The 26,309-nt window shown below is 60.2% G+C and carries 22 protein-coding genes and 1 tRNA gene; 16 read left to right on the top strand and 7 right to left on the bottom strand.

The genetic code is table 11. The annotated features are described in order from the left end of the window. Window positions 1–14: 14 nt before the first annotated feature. The 3 genes from G7066_RS13135 to G7066_RS13125 form a co-directional block, all read right to left on the bottom strand. Window positions 15–1,919 carry a glycosyltransferase gene (locus G7066_RS13135; RefSeq protein ID WP_166331517.1) on the bottom strand — a complete coding sequence of 635 codons (1,905 nt, stop codon included), beginning with the start codon at window positions 1,917–1,919 and terminating at the stop codon, window positions 15–17. An 84-nt stretch (window positions 1,920–2,003) separates the two neighbouring features. Then, on the bottom strand, window positions 2,004–2,360 hold the full coding sequence (locus G7066_RS13130; protein WP_244303007.1) for a hypothetical protein: 357 nt from the start codon (window positions 2,358–2,360) through the stop codon (window positions 2,004–2,006). Window positions 2,361–2,365: 5 nt separating this feature from the next. Next, entirely contained in the window at window positions 2,366–3,775 is a 1,410-nt protein-coding gene (locus G7066_RS13125) for an O-antigen ligase family protein (protein ID WP_166331516.1), read from the bottom strand. 52 nt (window positions 3,776–3,827) lie between these two features. Between G7066_RS13125 and manA the strand changes: the two genes are divergently transcribed. From manA to G7066_RS13100, 5 genes are all read left to right on the top strand, one after another. After that, the gene (manA, locus tag G7066_RS13120; protein WP_166331515.1) at window positions 3,828–5,111 is read left to right on the top strand and encodes a mannose-6-phosphate isomerase, class I; all 1,284 of its coding nucleotides are present in this window, start codon (window positions 3,828–3,830) and stop codon (window positions 5,109–5,111) included. Window positions 5,112–5,361: 250 nt separating this feature from the next. Further along, the gene (locus G7066_RS13115) at window positions 5,362–5,676 is read left to right on the top strand and encodes a WhiB family transcriptional regulator (protein WP_425280734.1); all 315 of its coding nucleotides are present in this window, start codon (window positions 5,362–5,364) and stop codon (window positions 5,674–5,676) included. Window positions 5,677–5,758: 82 nt separating this feature from the next. After that, window positions 5,759–8,734: a glycosyltransferase family 2 protein gene (locus tag G7066_RS13110; protein WP_244303006.1), complete on the top strand. Its 2,976-nt coding sequence runs from the start codon at window positions 5,759–5,761 to the stop codon at window positions 8,732–8,734. After that, window positions 8,731–10,122: a DUF5719 family protein gene (locus tag G7066_RS13105; protein WP_166331513.1), complete on the top strand. Its 1,392-nt coding sequence runs from the start codon at window positions 8,731–8,733 to the stop codon at window positions 10,120–10,122. The genes G7066_RS13110 and G7066_RS13105 overlap by 4 nt, the downstream gene beginning before the upstream one ends. 17 nt (window positions 10,123–10,139) lie before the next feature. Beyond that, entirely contained in the window at window positions 10,140–10,574 is a 435-nt protein-coding gene (locus G7066_RS13100) for a metallopeptidase family protein (RefSeq protein WP_244303005.1), read from the top strand. Here G7066_RS13100 and G7066_RS13095 read toward each other — a convergent pair. Next, window positions 10,571–11,026, bottom strand: a complete 456-nt coding sequence (locus G7066_RS13095; RefSeq protein WP_244303004.1) for an aquaporin — start codon at window positions 11,024–11,026, stop codon at window positions 10,571–10,573. The genes G7066_RS13100 and G7066_RS13095 overlap by 4 nt on opposite strands. A gap of 134 nt (window positions 11,027–11,160) precedes the next feature. Here G7066_RS13095 and mtrA point away from each other — a divergent pair, with 134 nt between their 5' ends. From mtrA to hpf, 5 genes are all read left to right on the top strand, one after another. Continuing rightward, window positions 11,161–11,844: an MtrAB system response regulator MtrA gene (mtrA, locus tag G7066_RS13090; protein ID WP_166331511.1), complete on the top strand. Its 684-nt coding sequence runs from the start codon at window positions 11,161–11,163 to the stop codon at window positions 11,842–11,844. Window positions 11,845–11,848: 4 nt separating this feature from the next. Continuing rightward, entirely contained in the window at window positions 11,849–13,552 is a 1,704-nt protein-coding gene (mtrB, locus tag G7066_RS13085) for an MtrAB system histidine kinase MtrB (protein WP_166331510.1), read from the top strand. Continuing rightward, window positions 13,549–15,261 (top strand): LpqB family beta-propeller domain-containing protein, encoded by a 1,713-nt coding sequence (locus tag G7066_RS13080; RefSeq protein ID WP_244303003.1) that lies wholly within the window; start codon window positions 13,549–13,551, stop codon window positions 15,259–15,261. The genes mtrB and G7066_RS13080 overlap by 4 nt, the downstream gene beginning before the upstream one ends. Before the next feature lie 76 nt (window positions 15,262–15,337). After that, complete coding sequence (locus tag G7066_RS17995; RefSeq protein ID WP_425280733.1) at window positions 15,338–16,243, top strand: ComF family protein; 906 nt, start codon at window positions 15,338–15,340, stop codon at window positions 16,241–16,243. Beyond that, window positions 16,126–16,752 carry a ribosome hibernation-promoting factor, HPF/YfiA family gene (gene hpf, locus G7066_RS13070; protein ID WP_166331508.1) on the top strand — a complete coding sequence of 209 codons (627 nt, stop codon included), beginning with the start codon at window positions 16,126–16,128 and terminating at the stop codon, window positions 16,750–16,752. The genes G7066_RS17995 and hpf overlap by 118 nt, the downstream gene beginning before the upstream one ends. A 47-nt stretch (window positions 16,753–16,799) precedes the next feature. Here the strand turns inward: hpf and G7066_RS13065 are convergent, their stop codons facing one another. After that, the gene (locus G7066_RS13065) at window positions 16,800–17,537 is read right to left on the bottom strand and encodes a polyprenol monophosphomannose synthase (protein ID WP_166331507.1); all 738 of its coding nucleotides are present in this window, start codon (window positions 17,535–17,537) and stop codon (window positions 16,800–16,802) included. 191 nt (window positions 17,538–17,728) lie between these two features. Between G7066_RS13065 and secA the strand changes: the two genes are divergently transcribed. The 5 genes from secA (at window position 17,729) to G7066_RS16520 (ending at window position 22,645) form a co-directional block, all read left to right on the top strand. Next, window positions 17,729–20,473 carry a preprotein translocase subunit SecA gene (secA, locus tag G7066_RS13060; RefSeq protein WP_166331506.1) on the top strand — a complete coding sequence of 915 codons (2,745 nt, stop codon included), beginning with the start codon at window positions 17,729–17,731 and terminating at the stop codon, window positions 20,471–20,473. Window positions 20,474–20,524: 51 nt separating this feature from the next. Next, window positions 20,525–21,511 (top strand): DsbA family protein, encoded by a 987-nt coding sequence (locus G7066_RS13055; RefSeq protein ID WP_166331505.1) that lies wholly within the window; start codon window positions 20,525–20,527, stop codon window positions 21,509–21,511. Window positions 21,512–21,543: 32 nt separating this feature from the next. Continuing rightward, a tRNA-Thr gene (locus G7066_RS13050) sits at window positions 21,544–21,619 on the top strand. Window positions 21,620–21,698: 79 nt separating this feature from the next. After that, on the top strand, window positions 21,699–22,487 hold the full coding sequence (locus G7066_RS13045; RefSeq protein ID WP_244303002.1) for a DMT family transporter: 789 nt from the start codon (window positions 21,699–21,701) through the stop codon (window positions 22,485–22,487). Further along, window positions 22,454–22,645: a hypothetical protein gene (locus tag G7066_RS16520; protein ID WP_244303001.1), complete on the top strand. Its 192-nt coding sequence runs from the start codon at window positions 22,454–22,456 to the stop codon at window positions 22,643–22,645. The genes G7066_RS13045 and G7066_RS16520 overlap by 34 nt, the downstream gene beginning before the upstream one ends. On the opposite strand, the gene G7066_RS13040 is transcribed toward G7066_RS16520, so the two are convergent. Then, window positions 22,632–23,225: a nitroreductase family protein gene (locus tag G7066_RS13040; RefSeq protein WP_166331504.1), complete on the bottom strand. Its 594-nt coding sequence runs from the start codon at window positions 23,223–23,225 to the stop codon at window positions 22,632–22,634. The two genes, G7066_RS16520 and G7066_RS13040, sit on opposite strands and share 14 nt — an antisense overlap. Continuing rightward, complete coding sequence (msrB, locus tag G7066_RS13035) at window positions 23,222–23,647, bottom strand: peptide-methionine (R)-S-oxide reductase MsrB (RefSeq protein ID WP_166331503.1); 426 nt, start codon at window positions 23,645–23,647, stop codon at window positions 23,222–23,224. Before msrB ends, G7066_RS13040 begins: the two co-directional genes overlap by 4 nt. Before the next feature lie 294 nt (window positions 23,648–23,941). On the opposite strand from msrB, the gene G7066_RS13030 reads away from it, so the two are divergent. Continuing rightward, window positions 23,942–26,209: an HtaA domain-containing protein gene (locus G7066_RS13030; RefSeq protein WP_166331502.1), complete on the top strand. Its 2,268-nt coding sequence runs from the start codon at window positions 23,942–23,944 to the stop codon at window positions 26,207–26,209. Window positions 26,210–26,309 lie beyond the last annotated feature (100 nt).

The raw sequence follows: 26,309 nt of genomic DNA, 5'->3' as shown, positions 1-26,309 counted from the left end.
GACAATGGCGGAATCTACCGCCCGTCAAAGGTCTTACGCCACTCCTCGACCGAGGTGATCTCAGGCAGAGCAGCCTTGTAAGCCTCCGCCAGCCGGTCCCAGTTCTTCTCCAGACGGCGCGCGAGTTGACGCGATTCCTTGAGTAGGCGGCGGAACTTCGCTTGATCGTGGCGATACCACATCTTGCCGCTACCATCGGCAGAGCCGATCACAACGCTGTGGTGGACAGGGATGCGCCACCACAGCGAATCAGCCTTCGAGTACTCGAGCTCAGGTGCGTGCTGATCCGACTCGCGGTTCTTGCGCAGCCAGTGCTTCGGCACAGTTTTGAGCGTGAAGAGCGCCAGGCGCGCACCCGTTGGGTAGTCATCGGGATCCTCCAGTAACGGCAGGGCTCGGCCACCGAAAGCGACTGGGGTCTCTGGATCGTCGGAGCGGTAGATGCGAGTCTCAGGGAAATCCGCAGCGTGCGCGCGCGCGGCGGGCATATCTGTTGAGATGCTCCTGTGCAGCGCACCTGGGCCGTCGAAAATAGAGCGCATGCCATCGATTGATAGCTGGGTCGCGTAGTACTGCATGTTCAGCAGCTTCTTGAGATCCTGCCGGCTGCTGTTTTGAATGAGTCGGCCACCACCAGCTGCGTCGGAGTGCAGCAGACCCGCGATGATGCGATTGCGGGTGTGGAAGAACGCCTGCCAGTCCTGCGAGTCGTCTTTATCGATCCAGGATACGTGCCACAGCGCAACACCCGGCAGTGACACCGTGCGGTAGCCAGCGGCCTTGGCTCGCAGGCCGTACTCCGCGTCGTCCCACTTAATGAAGACCGGAAGCGACAGTCCGATCTCGGCAATGACCTTCTTGGGGATCATGCACATCCACCAACCGTTGTAGTCGGAGTCGAGGCGCGCGTGCATCCACTTGGTCTGGCGGAGGTTGCTCTCACGGAAGTCGTGGCGGTGCTGCTCTTCGAACGATGGTCCCCACATGAATGGACCGGGGCGTACGACCTCGGCCCAGGCGTGCATAACGGGCTTGTCGAGCAAATCGAACATGTGACCGCCGACGATCACGGGTGTGCGGCTGAAGCGGCCGAACTGCAGCGCGCGCAGCGCACTTTCGGTCTCAAACTCGATGTCGTCGTCGAGCAGCAGCAAGAAATCTGTGTCTTCGCGCTCAAGCGTTTCTGACATTGAGCGCGCGAAACCACCGGATCCACCGAGGTTGCCCTGCTCGATCACCTGTAGGGTGTCGCCGAGCTGAACCGACACTTCGTCAAAGCCCCTCTCGTCGCGCACCTTCTGGGTTCCCTGGTCGACCAGGAAGATTCGGTCGATCACCTCAACGAGGGCCGGATTCTGTGCGATATTGCCAAGCGTGGCGACACAGAAGTCGGGCTTGTTGTAAGTGGTCATGCCGAGGCTCAGCTTGCCCTCGTTGACCGGCTTTGCGTCGGTGGACCAGGTGCCCTGCTCGAGTGTGAGGTCCTCGGTACCCGCGATGAGGTCAAACCAGTACCAGCCACCGTCGCTGAACGACTTGAGTGGCAAATCGAAGGAGGTGACAGCCGATCCTGAAACCGTGCGGGCCTCGACCTGCTGCTGAACACCGCTGGAGTTTGAGCGATACACGATGACGGTGCCCGCGCCCCGTGTGCGCAGTTCCAGGCGAACCTCGGTGACCACGGTCCAGCGTTGCCAGTAGGCTGCCGGGAAGGCGTTGAAGTAGCTTGCATAGGAGATGCGCTCGCCGGGACGAACGCGCGAGCTTGAGCGGGAGAGCACGCTGTCAATGTGTGCGTGCTGGCTCAAACGAACCGACTTTTCATCGATCATCGTCCAGGTCTCGGGGTCCGCGTACAGTGGCAGGACGTCGGGGTCTTTTGCCTGCGGAAATACGACGGACTGCAGAGTGGTCGGCATCGAAAGAAGCCCTTTCACCGGGAAACAACAAACGGGTACAGCGTGCTAAGTCTACCGAGGGATCGCTGCGCGCTGCCCGAGCGATCAATCGACCTGCAGGCGATCACTCAGTCGCCAGACCGCGACCGTGAGCTCTGGCACCTCGGCTGCGATTTCTCGCAGCAGCGCAAACTCGACCCGGTCGGTATTGCGCTGGTGCTCGGCGGCGTCGGGTCCACCCGCACGCGCCGCGAGTCGAGCAAGCCCAAACTCAGCAAGCTGATCCCGCTCCTCGAGCATTTCATCGCGAAGAGTAAGTACGACCAGGTCATCGATCTCCGGCGTCTCCGCGTAGGCGGTTGCCGGATCCTCACCCGCACGCACGCGGCTCTCGAGCGTGGTGATACGTTCGAGATGCGCGTCGGCTCGCAGCTTGATGAGGCGCTCCGTTGACAGGGACACTGGGATCACCTGCTGAGCTCCACCTGGCCGGTATCGTGCACGATAGGAACGCGCCGCCACGGAAGTCGTGTGTGCTCGATGTCGGACGATGGCAGCACAAAGTCGAAGCGGGATTTCACCGCGAGGAGCACAAGCAGTACCCAGTTGCCCTCGATCAGCAATCGGCTCTCGGTGAGCGACTGCACGACAAGAGCGATCATGATGAGGAAGGGCCACAGCGAGCTCGTGGCGTAGGGCAGGGCTGGACCGTAGCCGCGGCGTGGGGGATCCACCGCTCGGAACCATACGCGCCAGATCGTCAGCACAACGAGCGGAGCAAACACCAGCACCCCGACGATTCCGATCTGAAGCCACACATCGAGCCAGGTGTTGTGCGCGCTCATGGTTGCCGCGTTCTTTTTGACGTCGAGCGACTTGAACGGCTCGACCCAGGGCGCCCAGTAGCTGACCCACCCCCAGCCAAACCAGGGGCGCTGTTCTGCGAGGTGAATGACACGATCCCAAATATCGACGCGACCGGTGAGGTCGCCGCTCTTGCCCAGTAGACCAAAGACGAATTCACGCGCGAACAGTGTGATGGCTACCGCCGCGGTCACTAGCGCGGTGCTCACAATGTAGAGCGGCACGCGACGCTCGGGGCCGAGCCGTCTCGCCCAGAGTGCTACGACCAGGCCGACGATCACCGCTATGAGCGCAACCCATACCGTAGCGCCCCGGGTCAGCAGCAAAGTGCAAACCGAAAGCCCCACCCAGAACCAGCCGTTGAATCGCCTTACGAGTCCGGCGCGCAACTGGATCGAGAAAATAATGAGACCGAGCAGCGCGATAAAGCCAAGCATCACGGAGTTGGCGACGAGACCCTGGATCGGGCCACCGGAGAACAGCAAGTCTCGGCTCCACAGCAGCAGCTTGGACTTGCTCTCCGCGAGCTCGGAGGGGAGGAAGTTTTGGCGCAGCGGCTCGCGCACCACGAGTGATACCCACAGCTCGAACAGGAGTGACAGGCCGATCAGATAGCGCAGTGCGGTGCCGAGCGTGCGTAACACCTCCTGCCAGCTCAAGAGGAAGGCGAGAACAACCGCGAGGACAGTGGTCGCGAGCTGGGCAGTAACACCGAGCACGGTCTCGAAGCGGTACTGAGACCAGAAGATTGAGAGCACGATAACCAGCAAGAACCAGTACAGCGGTGCGGGGAGCCGATACCAGCGAAAGCGCTCGGGTTTCAGCCGCACAAACAGCACGATCCCGGTTACCACGAGGGTCACAGCAAGCAGAATGAAACCTGGCCACCCAATGAGGTTGCGCACCCCATTACTGCCCAGAGTGAAGATAAACGCGCAGATTGCAAATGCGCTCACTCCGAGTCGTGACTTATTGGGGCCGGTCTTAGCCCCACCATCTTTGCTACCTGCCATAGTCGGTATGGTAGAGCATGGCGCTCGAAGCTACGTTCGCCGGAGGAGTGACGTGCTGATCTTCATCGAAAATATCCCGCGGGCCTATGCCTGGGGGTCGATGGACGCGCTCGCCGAAATGCTGGGTACTCCGATTACCGGCGAACCGCAGGCCGAGCTGTGGCTCGGAGCCCATCCCGGTAACCCCGCGCTCGTCGCAAAAGCTTCACCCGCACCGCAGACTCTTATCGACCTGATCGAACGCGATCCTGAGCGATACGGAGTCGATGGCGGGCAGCTGCCCTTTCTTTTGAAGGTGCTGGCTATTGGCGCGCCGCTGTCGCTGCAGGTGCATCCGAACCTTGAGCAGGCGGCCGCGGGTTTTGCCGCTGAAGAGGCAGCAGGGGTGCCGAACGATGCGCGGAACCGGAACTACGGTGACGCTAATCACAAGCCCGAGCTTCTGGTTGCCCTGAGCGAGGTGACCGCGCTCAGTGGGTTTCGCTCGCTCACGGAGGCGAGGCACGATCTGCTCGCGTTTGCGGCCCTGACTCGCGGAGCGGCGTCGGAGGTGCTTGCAAAGATTGCGGAGCGGCTGGCTCACGGCGAGCCAGAGAGCCTCCGCCGGGAGTTCCTCACCTGGGTGTTCAGCGGCGACCCGCTCGTTACTGAGGCACTTGCAGCCCTCAATACCGCGATGGCTGACGCGGGAATCGCCAACACGGGCCCCGTCGAGGCCAACGAGTTGCTTCGTGAGAATGAGCTGGATCCCGAGCGTGTTGGAGCCCTGCGGGCGCTCGCTGCGACCTATCCGGGCGATCCCGGAATACTGGTTTCCCTGTTGCTGCATCTCGTGCGCCTCGCCCCAGGTGAGGCCATCTACCTCGAGGCTCAGCAGTTGCACGCCTACCTCGGTGGAGTTGGCGTCGAGGTGATGGCGGCGTCTGACAATGTACTGCGAGCGGGGCTCACTCAGAAGCACGTCGATATTGCCGAGCTGACTCGGGTGGTTGATACCGGAGAACTCGACGAACCGCGCTTCCCGGGCGAGCGGCTTTCTCCCGGTCTCGTGGCGTGGCGCCCCCCGGTGCCCGATTTTCAGTTGCTGCGAGCTCGGTTGTGTGACTCTGAAGATGTGATGGATCAGGGTGGTGAGGCGGCCCCGAGCGTGAATCTCAGTGCGCAGCATCCTGTCGTGCTGGTGGTCACGTCTGGACGCGTGCGAGTTGAGCGTCCAGAGGCCGACCTCGAAGAGGTGGCCGCTGTGCGCCGAGGCCAGTCGCTCTACGTTTCGGCGGGCGCCCCAATTCGGCTCACGGGGTCGGGCGAGGTATTCGCAGCAACGGTCGGTCGTTGAGGTTGCCCCAAAAAATTCCGCGCCACAAAGTGTGCCTAAACGGTCGTTTTAAGCGCACTTTGTGGTGCGAATTTGGCGGAAGCGCGGAGGCAAATGCATCACATTCGCGACACGCCAGCGCGGCGTAGACCCTCAAGGTGGCATTGAGGGTTTAGACTCTCCGGCTTGACTTGTGCGAATCACAACGGTGTAATTGTGATTGTGTTGCGCAAACGGCGTGGCAACTTGAACGGTTGTGAAGGAGTGTTTGGTGAATAACTCGTCACACGCGCCGGTTCCTGGTAATTGGTTTGTCGACCCGGTATTTCTGGGTGTTCCGGGTGTACGCAAGCCCGAAGAAGATGAAGCCCTCGCTTGGCAGACAGATGCACTCTGTGCACAGACCGACCCTGAGGCTTTCTTTCCTGAAAAGGGCGGTTCTACGCGCGATGCAAAGCGCATCTGCGAGGGATGCGAAGTTCGCTCTGAGTGCCTCGAGTATGCGCTTGAAAACGATGAGCGTTTTGGCATCTGGGGTGGTCTTTCCGAGCGTGAGCGCCGCAGGCTTCGCCGCGAAGCAATATAGGGCACTCCCTGCGTATTTGCGGCATGGCTTACCAGCTGCGCGCATTTTTGTTGCCTAGACTGAGGCCGATATGCGCACAAAAGTGACTGCCGTTCTCGTTGCCCATGCTGGTGGCGAGTGGCTAGACCAGACCATCGCGGGAGTCGCCGCGCAAACGCGTCCACCCGCGGCCGTTGTTGCTGTCAACAACGGCGGTTCGCAAAAGGTGGCCGAACAGCTGCTGGCTGGCGGCGCTCAAGGCGTCGTCGGTACGGGATCTCGCGTTCCCTTTGGCCAGGCTGTTCGGCAAGCTGTGCAGGCGATTCCTGTAGAGGGAGATCCCGCTGAAGAGTGGATCTGGTTGCTCAGTGAGGATTCCTGCCCAGAACCGGAGGCCCTGGAGCACATTCTCAACCGCGTGCAGCGTGCCCCCTCTGTTGTAGTTGCCGGACCCAAACTCGTCGACTGGGATCACCCCGATCGCATTATCGAACTTGGGCAGAGCCTTACCCGCTACGGCGCACGCTGGACGCTGCGCCGCCAGGAGCTGGATCAGCAGCAGTACGACCACATGCAAGACGTGCTGGGTGTTGGCCCTGTTGGCATGCTCATTCGACGAGACGTGTGGGATCAGCTTGGCGGACTTGATCCTGCGCTAACGGTTTACGATGACGCGCTTGATTTTTGCGTGCGCGCCCGTCTCGCAGGGCACCGCGTTGAGGTGGCCCCCGAATCACGCGTGCGTTTTGCCCAGAGCGGTGTCGCTGGTCCACGAATTGACCGCAAACGCTCAGTTATGCGGGTTGCGCACCGCCAGGCCCGCACCGCTCACCTGCACCGCAGGATCACGTACGCTCCGGCCTTCGTGGCATTCTTCGAGTGGCTGGGCCTGCCTATTTACGCGCTGTTCCGCGTGCTGTGGGCGCTGATCCGCGAGCAGCCCGGTTACATGGCCGGAGAGTTCGTCTCGGCCTTCACCGTCTTCTTCACCCCGCACGCGATTTTGGCCTCGCGACGGCGCCTGAAAACCAACTCAACGGTTGGCTGGCCCGCGATCCGGCAGCTCAGAATTGACCCAAAGAGCGTGCGAACTGCACGCATGATCGACCGCGAGGCAATTCTCGCTTCAAACGGGCGGCAACCCAAAGAGCTGCATTTTATTTCGACAGGCGGACTAGCGGTGCTGGCTGCCGCCACCGTGATCACCATCGCGCTGACTTGGTGGGCGTTCTCGTATACAAGCCTCACCGGGGGTGACCTTGCGCCGCTGAGCCCAATTGACCAACTCTGGCAGAACACTCACACTATTGATGGTGTGCCTGCGGATCCCTTCACCTGGGTACTCGCGCTGCTCGGAACGCTCACGTTCTGGAACCCTTCGCTGAGCATTGTGCTGCTGATGGTGATGGCGATTCCGTTGACCGCGCTTGGCAGTTGGATCTGGGCCGCGCAGCTCACCGATTCGAAGGCCGGTCGCGCTCTTGCTGGACTCGGCTTTGCGATGAGTCCGGTGTTGCTCGGCTCGATTAGCGGCGGACATCTCCCAACGCTCGTGCTCACAGTAGTGCTTCCATGGCTGTTGCTCGCGGCAGCACGATGCCGTGAGTCCTGGAGCTGGGCGGGAACGGCCTCCCTCTTGATCGCTGTGGCGCTTGCCGCCGCACCCGTTCTGATCCCCGCCGCCATTGTGCTGTTGATCGTGGGGCTGTTCTCAACGCTCCGCGGTATCGGTCGAGTATTGACGACCGCCATCGTGCCGATTGTGCTCTTTGCCCCCAAACTGATCACGTGCCTCGTGAATGGGCGCCCGCTCGACATCCTGCTTGACCCGGGCATTAACGCGCCGTTCGAACCCGGAACAACTTGGCACATGCTGTTGGGATTCCCAGTATTCGGTTTAGAGGGCTGGGCCGGCATTCTCGACAACATTGGACTTGGCGGACCACCATCAACGCTGCTGGTTGGTGTGCTGATGGTGCCACTAGCGTTACTCACGCTCCTCGGGGTCTTCACAGGGCGTATCGCGGTCACCGTCATGAGCGCAGTTCTCGGTGGACTTGGCATGCTGACGGCGCTTGCTGCCGCGCAGCTGCACCTCACGACAACTGGCAACGAGAGCATTTCGCTGTGGACGGGCTCCGGACTTGCCGTGTATTGGATCGCGATTCTTGGCCTGGCTGCAGTTGGGGCGGGGGCGCTGCGTCGCGCAGCCACACCCGTTGTATCGGTTGCGCTGGTCGGAATGCTCGTTGCAGTGTTGCCCATGGCTAGCCAGCTGCTTCTCAACAACACACCGTTCCGCGACGGTAGCACTCAGATGCCCGCACTCGTGCAAGCGGCAGGAGAGAGTAACCCCGGCATCAGAACGCTTGTTTTGACGGCTGAGGGTCCGCACAGTGTGAGCGCTGAGTTCGTGACGGGCTCCGGATTGCGGCTGGATCAAATTCGTACCGCTGAGACGGTGCCGACCGAGACCAAAGCTGATCGAGAGCTTGCTGCGCTTGTTGCAGGGCTTGCGAGCGTTGGCGGTGCAGACGTGAGTGACGCACTTGTGGCCCAAAACGTTGGTCACGTGCTGCTGCGCGACGGTGGGAACGGTGCTGAGCGTGCCCAGCTGCAGCGCGTCTTTGACCAGCACGCCTCCCTGAAGAGCGCTGGCCAGACCGCTCAGGGCCTGCTGTGGCGCGTAGTTGAGGTCTCACCCAAAATGGATGCCGAGGGCAATGCCGCTGCAAACCTCGGTGGGACAGCCTGGAGCGGGCAAACCATCTGGGTGATTCAGCTCGTCGTGGTGCTTGGCATGATCCTGCTGGCCCTGCCCACGGGGGAAGTGACATACCGCCCAGAGCGACGTAAGCGGGCCTCGCGATGGTCACGGCGTAAAAATGCTGAGCTTCCTACTTTGACAGTGGCGGCACCTGGGGCGGCTCAGGTTCCCAACCCCGTCGTTGGATCGGATTCGACAGCGGAGGCGGAGACAACCGGTGAAGCAAAAACTTCCGTCGGGGCCGCGCCCGGCCCTGATCCCGATCCACCCGTAAATTCAGTCCAGCCACTCGCAGAGGGAGAAGAGCGATGACCTCTCAGCCCCGAGCCTTTCAGGCGACACTTCGTGCGATTGTTGGCCTGGCAATCGTCGGCGTGGCAGCAGGCGCTGTTGTGTTCCTCGGCAACACGACGCTGCCATCCGTTACGCGTGCACCGCTCGCTATCAAAACCGACACAACTCAGAACACTGAGCGTACGCTCGTGTGCGCGGGATCATTCGCCGAACTCGGCGCCGACTCCAAGCGTCCCGGTGTAGCGATTCCAACGAATGCACCCGCGGTTTCCCTCGCAGGCACAGCGAGTGACACGTCAACGCTTGCGCGCGCTGAGGGCGGCGAAGGTTTGCCCCAGGTGTTCCGTGCTCCCACCAAAGACCCGCTCGGTGCAGCGCAGGTGCAGCGCGTGAAGACCGACGCGCTCCGCGGTCTAGCTGCGAGTGCATGCACGGAGCCGCTGAACGAGCAGTGGGTGCTTGGCGGGGCTACCGGGCTTGGAGTTTCGAGTACTCTCAGTCTGGGAAACCCGGGCGAAGTACCTGCGACCGTGCAGATCACTGTGTTTGATGAAAAGGGCAAGGTCGCCGACGGACAGACCGCGGGTGTGCTTGTATCACCCGGAACCGAACAGACGATTTCGTTGAACGGGTACGCTCCTGATCGCGAGCGCATTGCGGTGCGTGTTGTCAGCACCGGGGCCCCGGTCACCGCGAGCATGGGTGTCGCCCACGTTACGGGACTTGATCCTTACGCGGTCGACACGGTCACACGACAGGCGGAACCAGCTACCAAACTGGTTGTGCCTGGGATAACGAACGTGAGCGATCACGAGCATGGCGCTGGTGACGTGGGAGAAGCTGACCTCTTTAGCGTCTTGGTGCGAGTGCTCGCCCCTGGTGGCGAGGTTGGCACCGCTCACGTAACTGCGATTGACGGCAAAGGTAAGAGCTTTGACCTCGGTGACGTTCAGTTTGCCGGAAGCGGTGTAGGTGAGTTGCTCGTTGAGCACTGGCCCGAGGCCGCAAACGCGGTGATTATTGAAGCGGACGCGCCGATCCTCGCCGGTGTTATGGGATCTGCGAAGAAGGATGCTGATCACGATTACAGCTGGTTCGTCCCAGCTCCCACCCTCGACGCTCAGACGCCCGTGGCCGTTCCCATGGTGGCCGGAGGCAAACTGATCGTTACCAACACAGGTGACGAAGAGGTTGAGGTTAAACTTGTTGCTGCAAGCGGCAAACCGGTTTCGGTAAAGGTTCCCGCGGGAGCCGCCGTTGTGCAGAACGTTAAGACCAATATCATTCTGACAAGCACGGGTGACGTGACGGCGGGCGTACGGATTACGAGCGGTGGAGACATAGCGGGCTATCCGGTGCAGGCCTCCGACGCACGTGACGGTGCCCTTTTGGTCTATCCGCGCTGACGCCTACACTTGACGCTATGAGTGGCCGGGAATCGCATTCGGATCGGCGCGCATCTGCGCGTCGGCATGGTCGACGGCCGATCCGATCCTCAATTACCGGTCCCGGGCTCCCCGACCCGGGCAGCCGTTTTGCCCGTTTTGAGACAGACGCACGCGGGGTTGTCGAGATGTTGCAGGCGCTCTTCCCTGAGGAACTTGACGGTGTTCAGATTGGGTTTCAAACCGCACCGAGTGGCAGCGGGGAGAGCCAGTTCCCGCTGCTCTACGCGATTGATCGTGCTGCCCAGACCATCATTCTCTATCGAATGCCCATTCAGCGAGCACGCGGTCTGCACGTTGATGATGACGAACATCGCCGCTATTTTGTGGAGCACTGCGTCTACCGTGCTGTGTGCGAATATCTCGGAAAAGAGCCCTGGGAATTGCTTCCCGGGCGATTCGAACACTACTAGTTGTCTCCCGTCGCTTTTGTGAGATCGTGTCTGTTGAGCATGCGGAACGCTATCGCTCCGATCGCTGCCCCTACGAGCGGTGCGAGCACGTACAGCCACAGGTTGGCCCAGGCGAACTGACCGCTGATCGCCAGGCCAAAGGCCACAGCCGGGTTGAAGCCACCCCCTGAGATGCCGCCAACAGTGGCCGCCCCAATAAACACGGTTGTGCCTATGGCGAGACCGTAGAAGGAATTGTTGAGGTGATCCTTCGACGTGCCAACGCTCAGCGCACCCCTCAAGAAGATGCCGAGAGAGACCGCTGGGTTGAGATGGGCGCCAGAAAGGTGTCCGGTCGCGAAGACAAGTGTCATGAGCGCAAAGCCGATAACAAGCGGCGTCAGGTCGCCCACGTTGTTGACCGCGGCGATGATGATAAAGACGAAGAGGAAAGTCGCGAGAGCCTCAGCCACCGCGCTCCTAGCAAGACCAGACATGAGAACTCTCCCCGTTGAGATCGACGTTTCGTGGCGTTTGGATCATTATTGCAAGCGCAAAGGTGCAGCGGAAGAGAAGATTTCTTGGGATTGCGGCCATAATGGGAACCATGAGCGCACGTATCCTCGTGGTTGACGATGACAGGGCACTGGCCGAGATGCTCGGCATGGTTTTACAAGCGGAAGGATTTATTACCGAACACTCCGCAGATGGTGCTGAGGCCGTCGAGATGTTTCGTGAGGTGCGCCCTGATCTCGTGCTGCTCGATGTGATGCTGCCCGGGCTTGATGGCATTGAGGTGTGCGAGCAGATCAGAGCCGAATCAGGCGTACCTATTATCATGCTCACAGCACGCACCGACACGAGAGACGTGGTTCGGGGGCTCGAAGTTGGCGCAGACGATTACGTGGTGAAGCCGTTCAACCCGGCTGAGCTTATCGCGCGTATTCGGGCCCGTCTCCGTGAACCGCAGCAAGAAGCGCTGGAGACACTGCGCATCGGCGATCTCACCATCGATGTCGCCGCGCACGAGATTCGGCGGGCGAACACACCCATCTCTCTTACCCCGCTCGAGTTTGACTTGCTCGTGATCCTCGCCCGCAAACCGCAACAGGTGTTCACACGAGAGGTTCTTCTCGAAAAGGTGTGGGGGTACCAGTACAAAGCCGATACTCGTCTAGTGAATGTTCACGTGCAACGCCTGCGCGCGAAGATCGAGCAGGATCCTGATCACCCGACCATCGTGATGACCGTTCGTGGTGTGGGTTACCGCGCCGGCGCTCCCACTGAGTAGCAACATGAGCCGATCCCGAGGCCGCTCGCGTATTGCGCTCGCGTGGCGTCGGGCGCACCTGCGCTGGGTGCGCGTAACCCAACCAGTGTTGGGGCCGTTTAGAGCGCGCTGGCGCCGCTCGCTCATGCTGCGCACCATGACCATCACGGGGTTGGTCACCGGGTTTGTTGTGCTGGTTTCAGGGGTCTTTATTTTGAGCAGTATCAGCGATGATCTCTACACCTCACGACGAGATCAGGCGTTACAAGACTCCGCGCGCGCCACGCTGGCTGCCCAGCATGATCTCGATGCCTCAGATGCGTCGAACCGAGGCAGCCTTTCGACGCTCGCGGAGTCCGTGCGCCGAACCGTGCGTGATACCTCGTCGAGTCAGATGGTGTATCTACGGAGGCAGCTTGGTCAGAAGTCGTTCCCGGAAGCGCCTCCGCCCTCGTACACAAACAGGATGCTAGTGGACGCCGTGTCACCCGAGCTGGCGAAGGCCGTCGCCGCCGATACGCAGCCACAGCACTGGCAGTCGGTGACGTTTGTTGAGGAGAACGGAACAACTTCACCGGGGATCGTTGTCGCATCAAGTCTCAGCTTTCCCGCCGGCGCGGGCACATATGACCTCTTCATCGGCTACAGACTGAGTGACACGCAGGACACACTGAGTTTTGTGCAGCGCACCCTGTTGATCACCGCGGCGGCGATGATGGCCTTCATCGGCATTCTGGTGTGGATCATTTCGCGAGTGGTGTTCCGTCCGATCCGCGCTGCGGCCGATACCAGCCGCCGTCTTGCCGCCGGAGAGACCGATGCGCGCATGCCGGTGCAAAACGACGAGCACTTCGACATGCTCTCGGAGGGGTTCAATGACATGGCCGACACTCTGCAGGCCCGAATCCACGAGCTCGACGAAGTGTCTGAGATGCAGCAGCGCTTTGTGTCCGACGTGTCACACGAGCTTCGTACACCACTGACTACGATCCGCCTCGCGGGTGAGGTGCTACAGGGGCAACAAGAAGGGCTGAGCCCGGGGCAGTTGCGTGCGGTGGAGGTGCTGGGCACCCAGGTTGATCGTTTTGAGTCCCTGCTTGGTGACCTGCTGGAGATCTCGCGGTACGACGCTGGTCGTGTGCTTCTCGAGACGGAACCGACGAATCTCGTGCATCTCGCGCACGAGGTCGTCGAGGGATTGCAACCGCTCTCCTCAAGCCTCATTGAGGTTCGGCCACTTGGCGGATACGCGCCGATTGACGTTGATGCTCGCCGCATTCGCCGCATCGTCTCGAATCTTGTCGGCAACGCGATTGAACACGGTGAGGGCAACCCCATTGTGGTATCAATCGACTCTAATGCCTCGGCGATTGCCATCACCGTGCGTGACTGGGGCATCGGCATCAGCCCCGTTGACGTCGATCACGTCTTTGACCGCTTCTGGCGCGCGGATCCGTCGCGAAAACGCACACTCGGTGGTACCGGACTGGGGCTGGCGATCGCCCGCGAGGATGCGGCGGTGCACGGAGGCACTCTTGAGGCCTGGTCCCGACCCGGCATGGGATCCAACTTCAGGCTCACGATTCCACGCACCGATGGCGTCTCTGCGTTTATGTCTCCGTTGCCTCTTGTCCCCGACGATGTTGATCATGAAGACGGTGAACTGCAGGCGACGGGTGGTTGGCTCCGTAGGCCTGGTAGGCGCACCCGTAAGGAGAAACGACAATGAGGAGTCGAGTCGCTCGGACGGTTGCAGTGGCACTCGCGTTGCTTACCCTCGCGGGGTGCAACGCAATCCCGACCTCCGGACCCGTCGAGGTAGGGCTCACTGACCTGCGCCAGGTGGATCAGCTCGTGCAGTTCAACCCGCCTGGCCCCACCCCCGGTTCCAGTCGAGAAGACGTGGTGAGGGGCTTTGTGCTTGCCGCAACCTCAAGCGCTGAGGATTACTCTGTCGCGCGAGAGTACCTGACGAACGACTATGCAAACCAGTGGGATCCCAACGCCGGCGTATCGATTGATGACGGTAACCGTCCTTTCCGTGGTGAGGGTGATTCGGTAGGTGTGCTGTCATTGTCGATCGTGGCTAACGTTGACGAGCACGGAGAGATGCTTCCCGCCAATGCTGGCCCGAGCATTGACATGAGGTTTGAGCTGAAAAAGGTCGGGGACGAGTGGCGGATCTCTTCCGCACCGAACGGCATCATTCTTGACCGAAGCGACTTCCTTGCCATCTGGTCTTCGCACGAGCTGAACTTTATTGGCGCGGACGGGTATTTGGTGCCGGAGACCAGATGGTACATCACGCGCGCTGCGCTCGCGACCGAGATTGTCAATGACCTGTTGGCAGGCCCGAGCGAGCGTATGCGTGAATCCGTTCGCACTGCGTTCCCCGCAGGAAGCGCGCTCGTGAGCGGCACCGTTCCCGTCGTAAACGGTCACGCAAAGGTCGATTTCACCGGGGACCTGCTTGAGGCAGAGCCCAAAACACTCGATGAGATTGTTGCCCAGCTAAGCGCCAGCCTTCGTCTGGTGCAGGGTGTCACAAGTTTCGAGTTGCTTGTTGACGGTGCGTCGCCCCGTGAAGAATCCACGAGTTCTCAGATCGGACTGCGACCGACAACCGAGGCAACGAATTCGGTGGTGATGGTCGATGGGAAGCTGGGAGAACTCGTCGGGGGAGAATTCCAAGAGCTTTCAGAACTGAATGGGCCGGTGACCGAGCTGAATCCGAGTGCGGTGACGCTTTCGCCCGAGGCAACCTCCGCCGCTGTTCTGTCGCCGACGGGCGTCAGCCGGGTGGGGCCAGACGGAACAGTGACAGTCGACGAACGAGCTGGGCTTTTGCAACCCAGCTACGACGTCTTCGGCAATATTTGGACGGTGCAGGCTGCGTCTCCCATGAGCATGCGCGTTTCAACTTCGGACGGGGGTACGGTACAGGTTGCTGCGCCCTGGCTGAGCGATCTCAAGCCCGTAGCAGTGCGGCTCTCGCCCGACGGCAGCCGGATCGCCGCACTGGTGGAAGAAGACGAAGAGAGCGTGGTGCTAGTTGCCGCAGTGGTTCGCGATGAAGTTGGAACCCCAGTGCGCACAACCGACGACGCAGACAAACAAATGTCGGCTGTCGGGTCTCCCATCGATTTCGACTGGATCGACCAGACTCATTTTGCAACGCTGAGCAAGGCCGGCCGCGCGAGCAAAGTCACCACCGGTGGGCCAGGGCTTTTTTCGCAGGATCAAGGAACAGTGCCGGGAGGCTGGCAATTGAGTGGGGGAGCACACGCACCCAGTTGCGAGTTCTCGGCGAGAAAGGTGACCTTTTTGCATCGCAGGGCAGTTCTGGGTGGCAGCGAGTCGATGACGATGTCGAGTTGCTTGCGAAGCGTGGCTAGCTCAGCTTCCCTCACCGCGCCTGAATTTCTGGGAAACTGCTGAATCTATCCACAATCGAGCTCTGGGACGCTCGCTGAATTGGACAGCAGCTGAGAATGAAGGTGTGACGCTCGCCAACATGCTCAGAGAAACCGGCCTAGATTTACTCGCCCTGGTCTGGCCCACTGAGTGCGTGGGATGCCGGCGAGCAGACCGCGACTGTTGCGACTCGTGCTCACGCAAAATCAGGTCCGCTGAGTCACTTCTGCATGGCGGAATGCTGCCCGGGGTCAGGGCACCGGCGTTTGTGGGAGGGGCGTACGAAGGCCCTCTCAGGGCCGTCTTAGTGGCTTATAAACACGGGGGACGAGTTGGGTTTGCTCGTCACTTGGCACCGCAGTTACGCGAACTGCTTACTGAGTCGTTGCGCCTTGTCCAAGGAAACCGACCGCCACTCATTGTGCCTGCACCTTCCCGCCCTTCGCGGGTGCGCGAGCGAGGGTACCGTCATCTCGAAATGCTGTTACGAATCTCCATGCGTGGGCAACGGTCGCCACGCCCTCGAATGCTACGGGCGCTGCGAACACTGCGCGGACGCACGAGTCAGGTCGGTCTGAAACTCACGCAGCGCGAGCAAAACGCAACACGCATCTGTGTTCGCAGATCAACGCGAGCGCTTCTGAAAGGGCGTGAGGTTGTGCTGTTTGACGACGTGATCACTACTGGGGCAACCGTGAGGGCTGCTCAGCAAACGCTCGAGGATGCGGGAGCTCGAGTCATCGCAGTTGTGGCGCTGTGTATTGTCGTACGGCGTGACACGCGCCAGAATTCTGGGACTGGAAACCCCTTCTGTAAGGGAGTAGGCTTCCAGAAAGGCGTAAGGTTGCGCCACACCGGCCCACCGCCTGAATACCCTGGGAGGTCACCATGGACGTGCACATCCGCGGCAAGAATGTCGGCATCACCGACCGCTTCAAGAGCTATGTCGAATCGAAGGCTGAAAAGGTTGAGGGTCTTCTTCCGAAGGCTCAACTTTTTGAAGTAAGTGTCTCGCGACTCAGCGATCGCAGTCCGAAGCACGGTGACCGGGTTGAAATTACGATGGTCGGACCAGGACCCGTGATCCGTTCGGAGTCCGTGGGCGGAGACAAGTACTCGGCGTTCGATATCGCCTATGCGCGGGTGTTAGAACGTATTCGTCGGCTGAAAGACCGTCGCAAGGAGCGTCGCGGTCGCGGCCGCACCTCACTGGGAGATGCCGCAGCAAACGACTTTGACATGGTAGACGTCACTCCCGCTCCGCTCGAGGTGCTTGAGTCAATCGCTACTGGCAACGTGCCGGTCGTGCCGCAGACAGAAGAAGATTACTCACCGGTCGTCATTCGCACGAAAGAGTTCCCTGCTGAAAAACTCTCTGTCGAAGAAGCAGTGGATCAGATGGAGCTTGTCGGCCATGACTTCTTCCTCTTTATGGACACTGACAGCGAGCGGCCCGCGGTGGTTTATCGCCGTAAAGGCTGGAACTACGGTGTGATTTCGCTCACCACTGACTAGCCTCAGTTGGAATGCGCGGGGGTCGTGAGTAATCACGGCCCCGTTTGCTATGCGCGCAGTTTTCCGAACCGCAACTGCCAGCCCCAAAGTAGCACCTTAGCAAGCGCTTCGAGTACGATTCCGAGCGACATTTTTGAGCGTCCACTTGATCGTTCGACGAAAGTTATAGGTACCTCCGTTACTGGACAGCCCATGCGTTCAAGCGCCCAGGCCACCTCAACCTGAAAACCGTAACCCTCGGTCGTGACATTGCTCAGGTCGAGCCGTCTCAGCCAGGTTGTATCAATGACGCGAAAGCCGCTCGTCAGGTCGTGGAGGTTTGAGCGAAGCGAAATGCGGGCGATCGCCGTGCCAGTTCGCGAGATGGCCTGGCGATACCAAGGCCAGTGTTCGATCCTTCCTCCTGGGATCCAGCGGGCGCCGAGAACCAACCCCGCACCCTCGCGCGCAGCGGCGATCAATCTGGGCAGGTCGCTTGTGAGGTGTGAACCGTCAGAATCCATTTCAATCGCGAAGCGATATCGGCCAGCGAGGGCGCGCTCAAACCCGGCGATGTACGCGGTGCCGAGACCAAGCTTTCCTTGCCGATGCAACACGCTGATCCGCGAATCCTTGGCAGCGAGTTCTTCTGCGATCTCTCCCGTGCCATCGGGACTGCTGTCATCAATGATGAGAATGTCGGCCTCTGGTAGTTGTTCGCGCAGCGCTGACACGATGGTCGGAAGCGAAGATCGTTCATCGTAGGTCGGAAGAATTACGAGTGTTTCACCGCCGCGCTCTCGCATCTCTCCCCCTCATCGACCATCCACATTTGTGCTCGATCAGCGATCAATTTTGACGGCAACCTCTATCTTTGCATCTCTTCAGGTGACGGACTGCTCTAGATTGGTAAGCTGAAGTGTTGTCACAATTTGGCAACGACGTATGTGTCGCGCTTGTGGCACTCAACGTGGCAAACCGTACAGGAGAAACTAAAGTGGCGACAGTTCTCGAAAAGCTCCTTCGCGTAGGCGAAGGACGCACTCTGAATAAGCTTGAGCGTCAAGCCAAGCTTGTCGCAGGGCTTGAAGATTCCTTCGCGGAGTTGAGCGATGAAGAACTGCGGGGAGAAACCGCAGAGTTTCGCGAGCGTCTCGCGAAGGGTGAGACGCTCGACGACCTTCTGCCCGAGGCGTTTGCCGCGGTTCGCGAAGCTGCGAAGCGTACGATCGGCCTGCGCCCTTTCGATGTTCAGATCATGGGTGGCGCAAACCTCCACATGGGCAACATCTCCGAGATGAAGACCGGTGAGGGTAAAACGCTCGTGGCAACGCTGCCGGCTTACCTGAACGCGCTTGCTGGCAAAGGCGTGCACATTGTCACGGTTAACGACTACCTCGCGAGTTATCAGAGCGACATCATGGGCCGTGTGTTCCGTGCGCTCGGCATGACCACCGGTTGTATCGTGGCTGGGCAGGATCCGCCACTGCGTCGCGAACAGTACAACGCTGACATCACGTACGGCACCAACAATGAGTTTGGCTTTGATTACCTCCGTGACAACATGGCGAGTTCCGCAGAGGAGCGCGTGCAGCGCGAGCACTTCTTCGCGATCATTGATGAGGTCGACTCAATCCTGATCGATGAGGCGCGTACTCCCCTCATCATCTCCGGCCCGTCCTCCGGCGAAGCCAACCGCTGGTTCACCGAGTTTGCTCGTGTCGCAAAGAAGCTTGAACCCGGCGTTGACTACGAGGTCGACGAGAAGAAGCGCACCATCGGTGTGCTTGAGCCAGGCATCGAGAAGGTCGAAGACTACCTCGGCATCACGAATCTGTACGAGTCGGTCAACACACCGCTTATCTCGTTCCTGAACAACTCGATCAAGGCCCGCGCGCTGTTCACTCGCGACAAAGACTACGTTGTGCTCAACGGTGAGGTACTGATCGTCGACGAGCACACCGGTCGTATTCTTGCCGGTCGCCGCTACAACGAGGGTATGCACCAGGCGATTGAGGCCAAAGAGGGTGTGCAGGTCAAGGCCGAGAACCAGATGCTCGCCACCGTCACACTGCAGAACTACTTCCGTCTCTACGAGAAGCTCTCCGGTATGACCGGTACTGCCGAGACCGAGGCCGGCGAGTTCATGTCGACCTACAAGCTCGGCGTCGTGCCGATCCCGACTAACAAGTCGATGATCCGTAAGGATCAGCCAGACCTCGTGTACAAAAACGAAGAGGCTAAGTTCAAGCAGGTCACTGCCGACATCGCCGAGCGCTACGAGACCGGTCAGCCCGTGCTTGTTGGCACAACGAGCGTTGAGAAGAGTGAGTATCTCTCGCGACTGCTCGCCAAGGCTGGTGTGCGTCACGAGGTGCTGAACGCGAAGAACCACGCTCGCGAGGCCGCGATTATTGCGCAGGCCGGTCGACTCGGTTCTGTCACGGTTGCAACCAACATGGCCGGTCGTGGTACCGACATCATGCTCGGCGGCAACGCCGAGTTCTTGGCGGTGCAAGAGATGGCTGCCCGTGGACTCTCGACGGAAGACGATCCCGAAGCGTACGAGGCCGCTTGGGACGATGTATTCGCAGCGGTGAAGGAGGCTGTCGCAGAAGAAGCTGAAAAGGTCGTTGCGGTCGGTGGGCTCTACGTACTCGGCACTGAACGCCACGAATCGCGTCGTATTGACAACCAGCTGCGTGGACGTTCTGGTCGTCAGGGTGACCCAGGCGAGAGCCGCTTCTACCTGTCGCTCGCTGACGATCTGATGCGTCTGTTTAACTCTGGCGCGGCCGCCGCACTGATGAACCGCGATAACTTCCCCGACGATCTCGCGATTGAATCAAAGGTCGTCTCGCGTGCAATTCAGAGCGCGCAGAGCCAGGTTGAAGCTCGTAACGCTGAGATTCGCAAGAACGTGTTGAAATACGATGACGTGCTGGATCGCCAGCGCAAGGCCATCTACAGCGATCGTCAGCAGATTCTCGATGGCGAAGAAATCGAAACCCGCATCGACGCATTCCGCGAGCAAACTATTGACGCGATTCTCGATTCGCACGGCAGTGATGAGAACTGGGATTTCGACGCTCTCTGGGCAGATCTGCGCCAGGTCTACCCCGTTGGCATTAGCGTCGACGAACTGCTCGCCGAAGCTGGCACCACCAAGGTGACCAAGTCGTTCTTGCGCACCGAGATTCTCTCTGACGCTGAGGTGGTCTACCAGCAGCGCGAAGAAGCCCTCGGCGAAGAAGCGATGCGTGAGCTTGAGCGTCGTGTGGTGCTCGCCACGATCGACCGTCGTTGGCGAGACCACCTCTACGAGATGGAATATCTCAAGGAGGGCATCGGGCTGCGTGCGATGGCCCAGCGTGATCCGCTGGTTGAGTACCAGCGTGAGGGCTTCGGCATGTTCGAGGGCATGATGGGTCAGATCAAAGAAGAGGCTATGGGTCTCTTGTACAACCTTGAGGTCAAGGTGCGTCCCGCCGAAGGCGAGGGCGACCACGTGCACCTTGAGGGTGGCGGCCTTGAGCAGGAGCAGGGCACTGATCAGTCCAAGCTGAGCTACAGTGCTCCCGACGAAGACGGTGCACCGGCGATGAGCGGTGCAGCGCAGCCGGGAACTCGAAATACTCCCGCGAAGAAGTCAGCCCAGAGAGGCGCATTCGGTCAAACCGTTGAAGACTCCGATGACGCCCCCACAAACCGTGCTGAGCGTCGTGCCAGCAAAAAGAAGTAATCTTTCTCGCAATAGCAAACCCGCGCGAGCGGACCAACTGGAGATCCACCCATGGCAAATGAGACGAACGGTCGCTTGACTAAAAACGAGCGGCGCGCACAGGGCCGCGAACAGGCACGGCTTGCTCGCGAGCAAGAGAAGAAGCGCGAAAAACGAAATCGCCTGTTTTGGCAGGGTGGGATCGTCGTAGGTGTGCTTGCGATCCTCGCGGTTGTTGCGATCGTTGTCACCCAGTCGATCCAGCCACCCGGACCCGGCCCCGCAAACATGGCCTCGGGTGGGGTTGTTTTTGGCAAGGATCTGAAAGTCGTGAAGGGTCCTCGCCTCGAATCAGGCGAGACCCGAAAGGCACCCGAGACCGACCGCAGCAAGCTGCCACTCGATGTCACGGTCTACGCTGACTACATGTGCCCGGCTTGTGGGGCGTTCGAGCAGCAGAACGGTGAGATCCTTCAGAACTTTGTCGGAAGTGGTGACGTCAAGCTTGAGGTGTACCCAATCAACTTCCTGGACTCATCGTCGCTCGGCAGCAAGTACTCGACGCGCGCGGCAAACCTCTTCAGCTGTGTTGTTGATCAGCAGCCTGACGTCGCGTTTAAGCTGCACAACCGCCTGCTGAGTAAAGAGGTGCAGCCTCAAGAAGGTACCACCGGACTCACCGATGATCAGCTTCTCCAGCAGGCCAAAGACGCAGGCGCTGAACTGACCGATGAGCTCAAGCAGTGTGTCAAGAGTCAGCCCTTCGCCAGCTTTATCTCTGCCAATTACAAGGCCGTGAGCGAAGACGGCGTACAGGGCCTCGCAAAGGGTGCGCGTCTACTGATGCCGAGCAGCAACACTGAACTGCAGCCCGCTGACAAGCCGCAGCGTCTCGTCAGCACGCCGACAGTGATTGTCAACGGCCAGCAGTGGAACCCCACTCGCGATGGCAGCCTTGAGAGCTACCTCTTGAAAGTTAAGGGTGAAATCGAGCAGAAGAGCGCCGATTCGAAGACCGATACGAGCGCCGATTCGAAAGCTGACACGAAGAAGGACTAAGCTATACAGGGCGGCCTCGCGGCCGCCCGCTCGCCGCCTTAGCTCATCTGGTAGAGCAGCGCCCTTGTAAAGCGCAGGTGGTCGGTTCGAGTCCGACAGGCGGCTCCAAGCAAGGCCCGCGAAAGCGGGGCCTTTTGCGTGCCGTCTTCTGCCGGGTTGCGTTCGGCGAGGGCGATAGGGTGAGGGAGTGAACCGCGCAACCTCACAGTTTCCCGTCTGGGTGGCCCTTGTCGGCTCCGGCCTTGCCGGTGTGCTCGTTGCGCTGCAATCCCGCGTTAATGGTGGGCTGAGTCAGGAGCTCGGCAACGGCTACGTGACCGCGGCGACCTCGTTTGGGTCCGGGCTGATCATCATGTGCATCATGGTGATGCTGTCTCCCAGAGCCAGAGTTGGCCTGGGGAGAGTGAGTGGCGAGATCACCGCGAGAAAGCTGCCGGTCTGGACTCTGCTTGGTGGTAGTGCCGGATCCATGTTTGTGCTTGCCCAGGGATTAGTGGCCCCACTCACCGGTCTCGCGCTGTTCACCGTCGGAATTGTGGCAGGTCAGGTGTTGGGTGGGCTGATCCTCGACCGGGTGGGGCTCGGCCCTGGCGGCAGGATGGATCCTACGCCACTTCGTGTTGTTGGAACTGTGTTGGCTGTGGTAGCCGTTGTAGTGGCCGTTGGGTCAAACCTGGGCACGCTGCACCATGTATGGCTGGTTGTGTTCCCATTTGTGATCGGTGCGCTTGTCGCAGGGCAGTCCATGGTGAACGGCATCGTGCGGGCTGCAGCTCGGAGTGCGATCGCGTCAACCTTCATCAACTTTGTTGTTGGCACTGCGATACTCCTTGTAACGGCAGCAATCTCGGTTATCGTTTCAGGGTGGCCCACAAATTGGCCAAGCTCACCGTGGTACTACATCGGGGAGTCGTTGGCACCATCTTTATTGCCGTCGCAGCGATGCTCGTGCGCACCGCCGGAGTGCTGCTGCTGAGTATGTCGAATGTCGCCGGGCAATTAATCGCAGCGGTCGCGTTCGAAGCGGGGATTCCGCTTGCAGACGGCCTTACGCCTGGCTTGATTGCGGGATCCGCGGTTTCTTTGCTTGCCGTGGTGATCGCGGCGCTGCCATCGCGAGCTACAGCGAGCTGAGGTGGTGGGACACGTCGAGTGGCTTGCGAGGTTTGGAAACTTTGTCGCGATCTGGGATCCCGCCGACGTAAAGCCAGCCCAGCAGGTACTCAGGCTTTTTGATGCCGTGTGCCTTGCGCACGGCTTTGGTGCGGGTCAGCGGGCCGGTTCGCCAGATGGATCCCCAACCGGCTTCGTGAAGCAGCAGCCCAAGAGCGTGGGCAACACCACTTGCGACGGCCTCCTGCTCCCATAGTGGCACCTTGTGCGAGGGTTTGGGGCTTACAATTATTGCCAGAACAAGCGGTGCGCGTGTGGCCTTTGAAACATACTTTTCGATGTCTTTAGGGTCAGCGAGGCCGGTGCCCGATCCTGACTCCTTCCTCGCCGCTTGAGCCGCTGCGTGCGCAAGCCCCTCACCGAGCCTGCGCCGAGCGTCGCCCCGCAGTTCGATGATGCGCCAGGGGCGCAGCCCGGAGTGGTCTGCAATGCTCGACATCGCGCTGAGAAGGCGCTCTAACTCTTTGTGATCGGGCGCGTCTTCGGTCACCTTCGAATGAGATCGCCGAGCGCGCAGTGCGTCAAATGCGGTAGAACTCATGTTTCATCGGCTTCGAACGACAGCGCGAGAGAATTCATGCAGTAGCGGTTACCGGTTGGGGTGCCGAAGCCGTCGGGAAAGACGTGGCCCAGGTGGGATCCGCAGCGCGCACATCGCACCTCGGTGCGAGTCATGCCGAGGCTATTGTCTTCTAGCAGCTCTACCGCGTCTGGCCGGACGCTCTCGTAGAAACTGGGCCAGCCACAACCGGAATCGAACTTGGTGCCCGCCACGAAGAGCTCGTTACCGCAGGCGCGGCAGCGGTAGAGGCCGTCGCGCTCCTCGTTGAGTAGGGCTCCCGTGCCCGCGCGCTCGGTGGCGGCCTGGCGCAGGATCGCGTACTCCTCCGGGCTGAGCGCTTCGCGCCACTCACTGTCGCTTCGTTGAACGGGGTACTTGCCGGATTCTGCTGGGCTGCTCATTGCGGTCTCCTCTGGTTCGCGCGCGCGTTTTTTGATCGCGGAGCCAGTGTACGTGGGGAGTATTGGCTGCCGCTGAAGGGTTCGTAAAACGGCGAAACGGGCGATGTTTCGCCGTTGACTTGCATCATCTGATGAAGTTCGCCAGACTGGTGCGTGGTAACCGAGGTTAGGTAAGCCTCAGTTCGATCCGATGATGGACTGCGGACATTGCGCCACCCCGTGTGATCTCTGCAAACGACTGTAAGGAGTGCGTTCGTGATGGTGGAGACTCAAAAGAAGCCACGAAGGAGAGTGATGTCCCTCCTCGCGACCATTACCGCTGCTCTTGTCGTGGCGAGCGGGCTGGGGTTTGCTCCAGCTGCGGCGAACGCCGTGGATCCCGCAGTGCAGACCGCCACCCTCAACTGGGGCGTGAAGTCGTCTTTCGCGGGCTACATCAAGGGCTCGATCGCGCACGGCACCGTCACGAACCTGGGCACGACCACCGGCCAGTTTGACTGGGCCAACGGTACCGGTTCCGCTGCGAGTGACGGTAGCTCGTTCGACGTGAGCTTCGGTGCTGGTAACGGGATGCACTTCCTTGGGCACGAGATCGATGGCCTCAACGCACTCGACATGCAGTTCACCAATCCGCGTGTCAAACTCACCTCAGCAACCACTGCCGACCTCTTCCTTGATGTGAAGAGCCGCAAGTTTGAGGGCCTTACATCGGTTAGCGACGAGTTTTTCGAGCAGGCCGGCGTTCGTTTCGCAACAGTGACACTGCCGGCTCCGACCGAGAACGGAAGCAATCTCACCTGGGCGAATGCCGCGACGGAGCTGACGCCCGAAGGCTTTGACGCATTCGGTGGCTTCTACGAAGCGGGAACCGCGCTTGACCCACTCACGCTCACGGTGAGCAACTGGGCCCCGGCGCTTGAGGTCTTCCTTGCGGACGGCACCACACCCGTCGGCAACTCGGTAGTTCACGCCGGCGACAAGCTCGTAGTAAAGGCAACGGGCTTTGACCCCACAGCTAACGTGGGTGGACGTGGTGTGCCGATCCCGAACACGTTACCTCAGGGCAGCTACGTTGTTTTCGGTCATTTCGCTTCTAGCTGGAAGCCCTCGAGCGGCGCAGCGAGCGCTACGCGTAAGGTCGGAGCCCAGGGCTGGGCGCTGACTTCAGCCACGGTGGATGCCGTGCCCGCGCAGTACCAGACGACTATCCGTAACCAGTGGGTGCAGCTTGGAAGTGACGGAAGTTTTGCGTGGGAAGTCACCCTTAAGAACCCCACCGAGTTGGCGGCCGGAGGTGCCTACGGTATCTACACCTACGGCGCCGGTGGTGTGAACAATGCGAGCCAGGAGCTGGGGGTTGCGCTGAACTACGATCCGAGCCAGCGCACCACGACTGCTCTCGCGGTGGCTCCGGCCAATGCTGCAACGATTGGCACGTCAACCAAGCTGACAGCCACGGTTGCAGCTGGCGAGGGTGTGCCTGCCGGTACGGTTGCATTCTTCAACGGAACGACCCAGGTGGGGCAAACTCAGACCCTGAATGCGGGTTCGGCCTCGGTTACAGTGTCGAATCTTCCCGCTGGGCCCGCCAAGCTTCGGGCAAAGTTCACTCCTGCCGATGCGACGGCATTTGCCGCTTCAGAGTCGAGCGTGAGTGCGTTCCAAGTCAACAAGATCGCCAGCAGTGTTGCCCTTGGAATCGCCGTGGCAGTGCCCTCCGGGGCTGGCAGCGGCGAGAGTCACGAGTCGGTGTATGCCAATGTCAGCGTTGCCTCGGGTGCAAAGGCTGCTGGTACCGTGACACTTTTCTCGGGCAAGCAGCAGATAGGAACCCCGAAGAAGGTTGATCAGGATGGGTTCGCTTACCTTCCGAGTGATTTACTCAAGGCAGGCACGCACTCCCTCACTGCAAAGTTCACGCCCTCTGACTCGGCAAAGATTGCGGGTTCGACCTCGAAGGCTATTTCGTTTAAAGTTGACGCCCCGTCCTCGAAGATCATCTTCACTGACGTGAACAAGAACGACAAGTTCTACAAGGAGATCTCGTGGATGGCGTCTTCGGGCCTGTCGACCGGAACCAAGCAAGCCAACGGCACCTACCTCTACAAGCCGACAGACGCCGTGTCACGCGAGGCCATGGCCGCGTTCCTGTACCGCGAGGCGAAAGCGAACTACAAAGGGCCGAAGGTCTCGCCATTCGCTGATGTGAAGCCCGGTGACAAGTTTTACAACGAGATCGCTTGGATGTACAAGCAGGGCATTTCCACCGGTACGAAGCAGCCGAGTGGCAAGCCGTTGTACAAAGCGAAGGACGGTATCTCCCGCGAGGCCATGGCCGCGTTCATGTACCGCATTGACACGAAGGCAAAGCCGAAGGCACCCGCGACTTCACCGTTTGCCGACGTGAAGACGAGCGACAAGTTTTACAAGGAGATCGCTTGGATGTACTCCACCAAGCTATCCACGGGCACCAAGCAGGCCTCAGGTAAGCCGCGCTATGAAGCAAAGTCGAACGTTTCACGTTCGGCTATGGCCGCGTTCCTGTACCGCAAGGCGCACTAGACAGCTGGAAGAGCGAGAGACCCCGGATCCCACGGATCCGGGGTCTCTCGCTGCCTTGGGTAGCCTATTTTTGCCGAAAACTTGCATCATCAGATGAAGT

Source organism: Leucobacter coleopterorum (genome assembly GCF_011382985.1).
Lineage (GTDB): Bacteria > Actinomycetota > Actinomycetes > Actinomycetales > Microbacteriaceae > Leucobacter > Leucobacter coleopterorum.
This window is presented reverse-complemented; position numbering and strand designations above follow the sequence as displayed.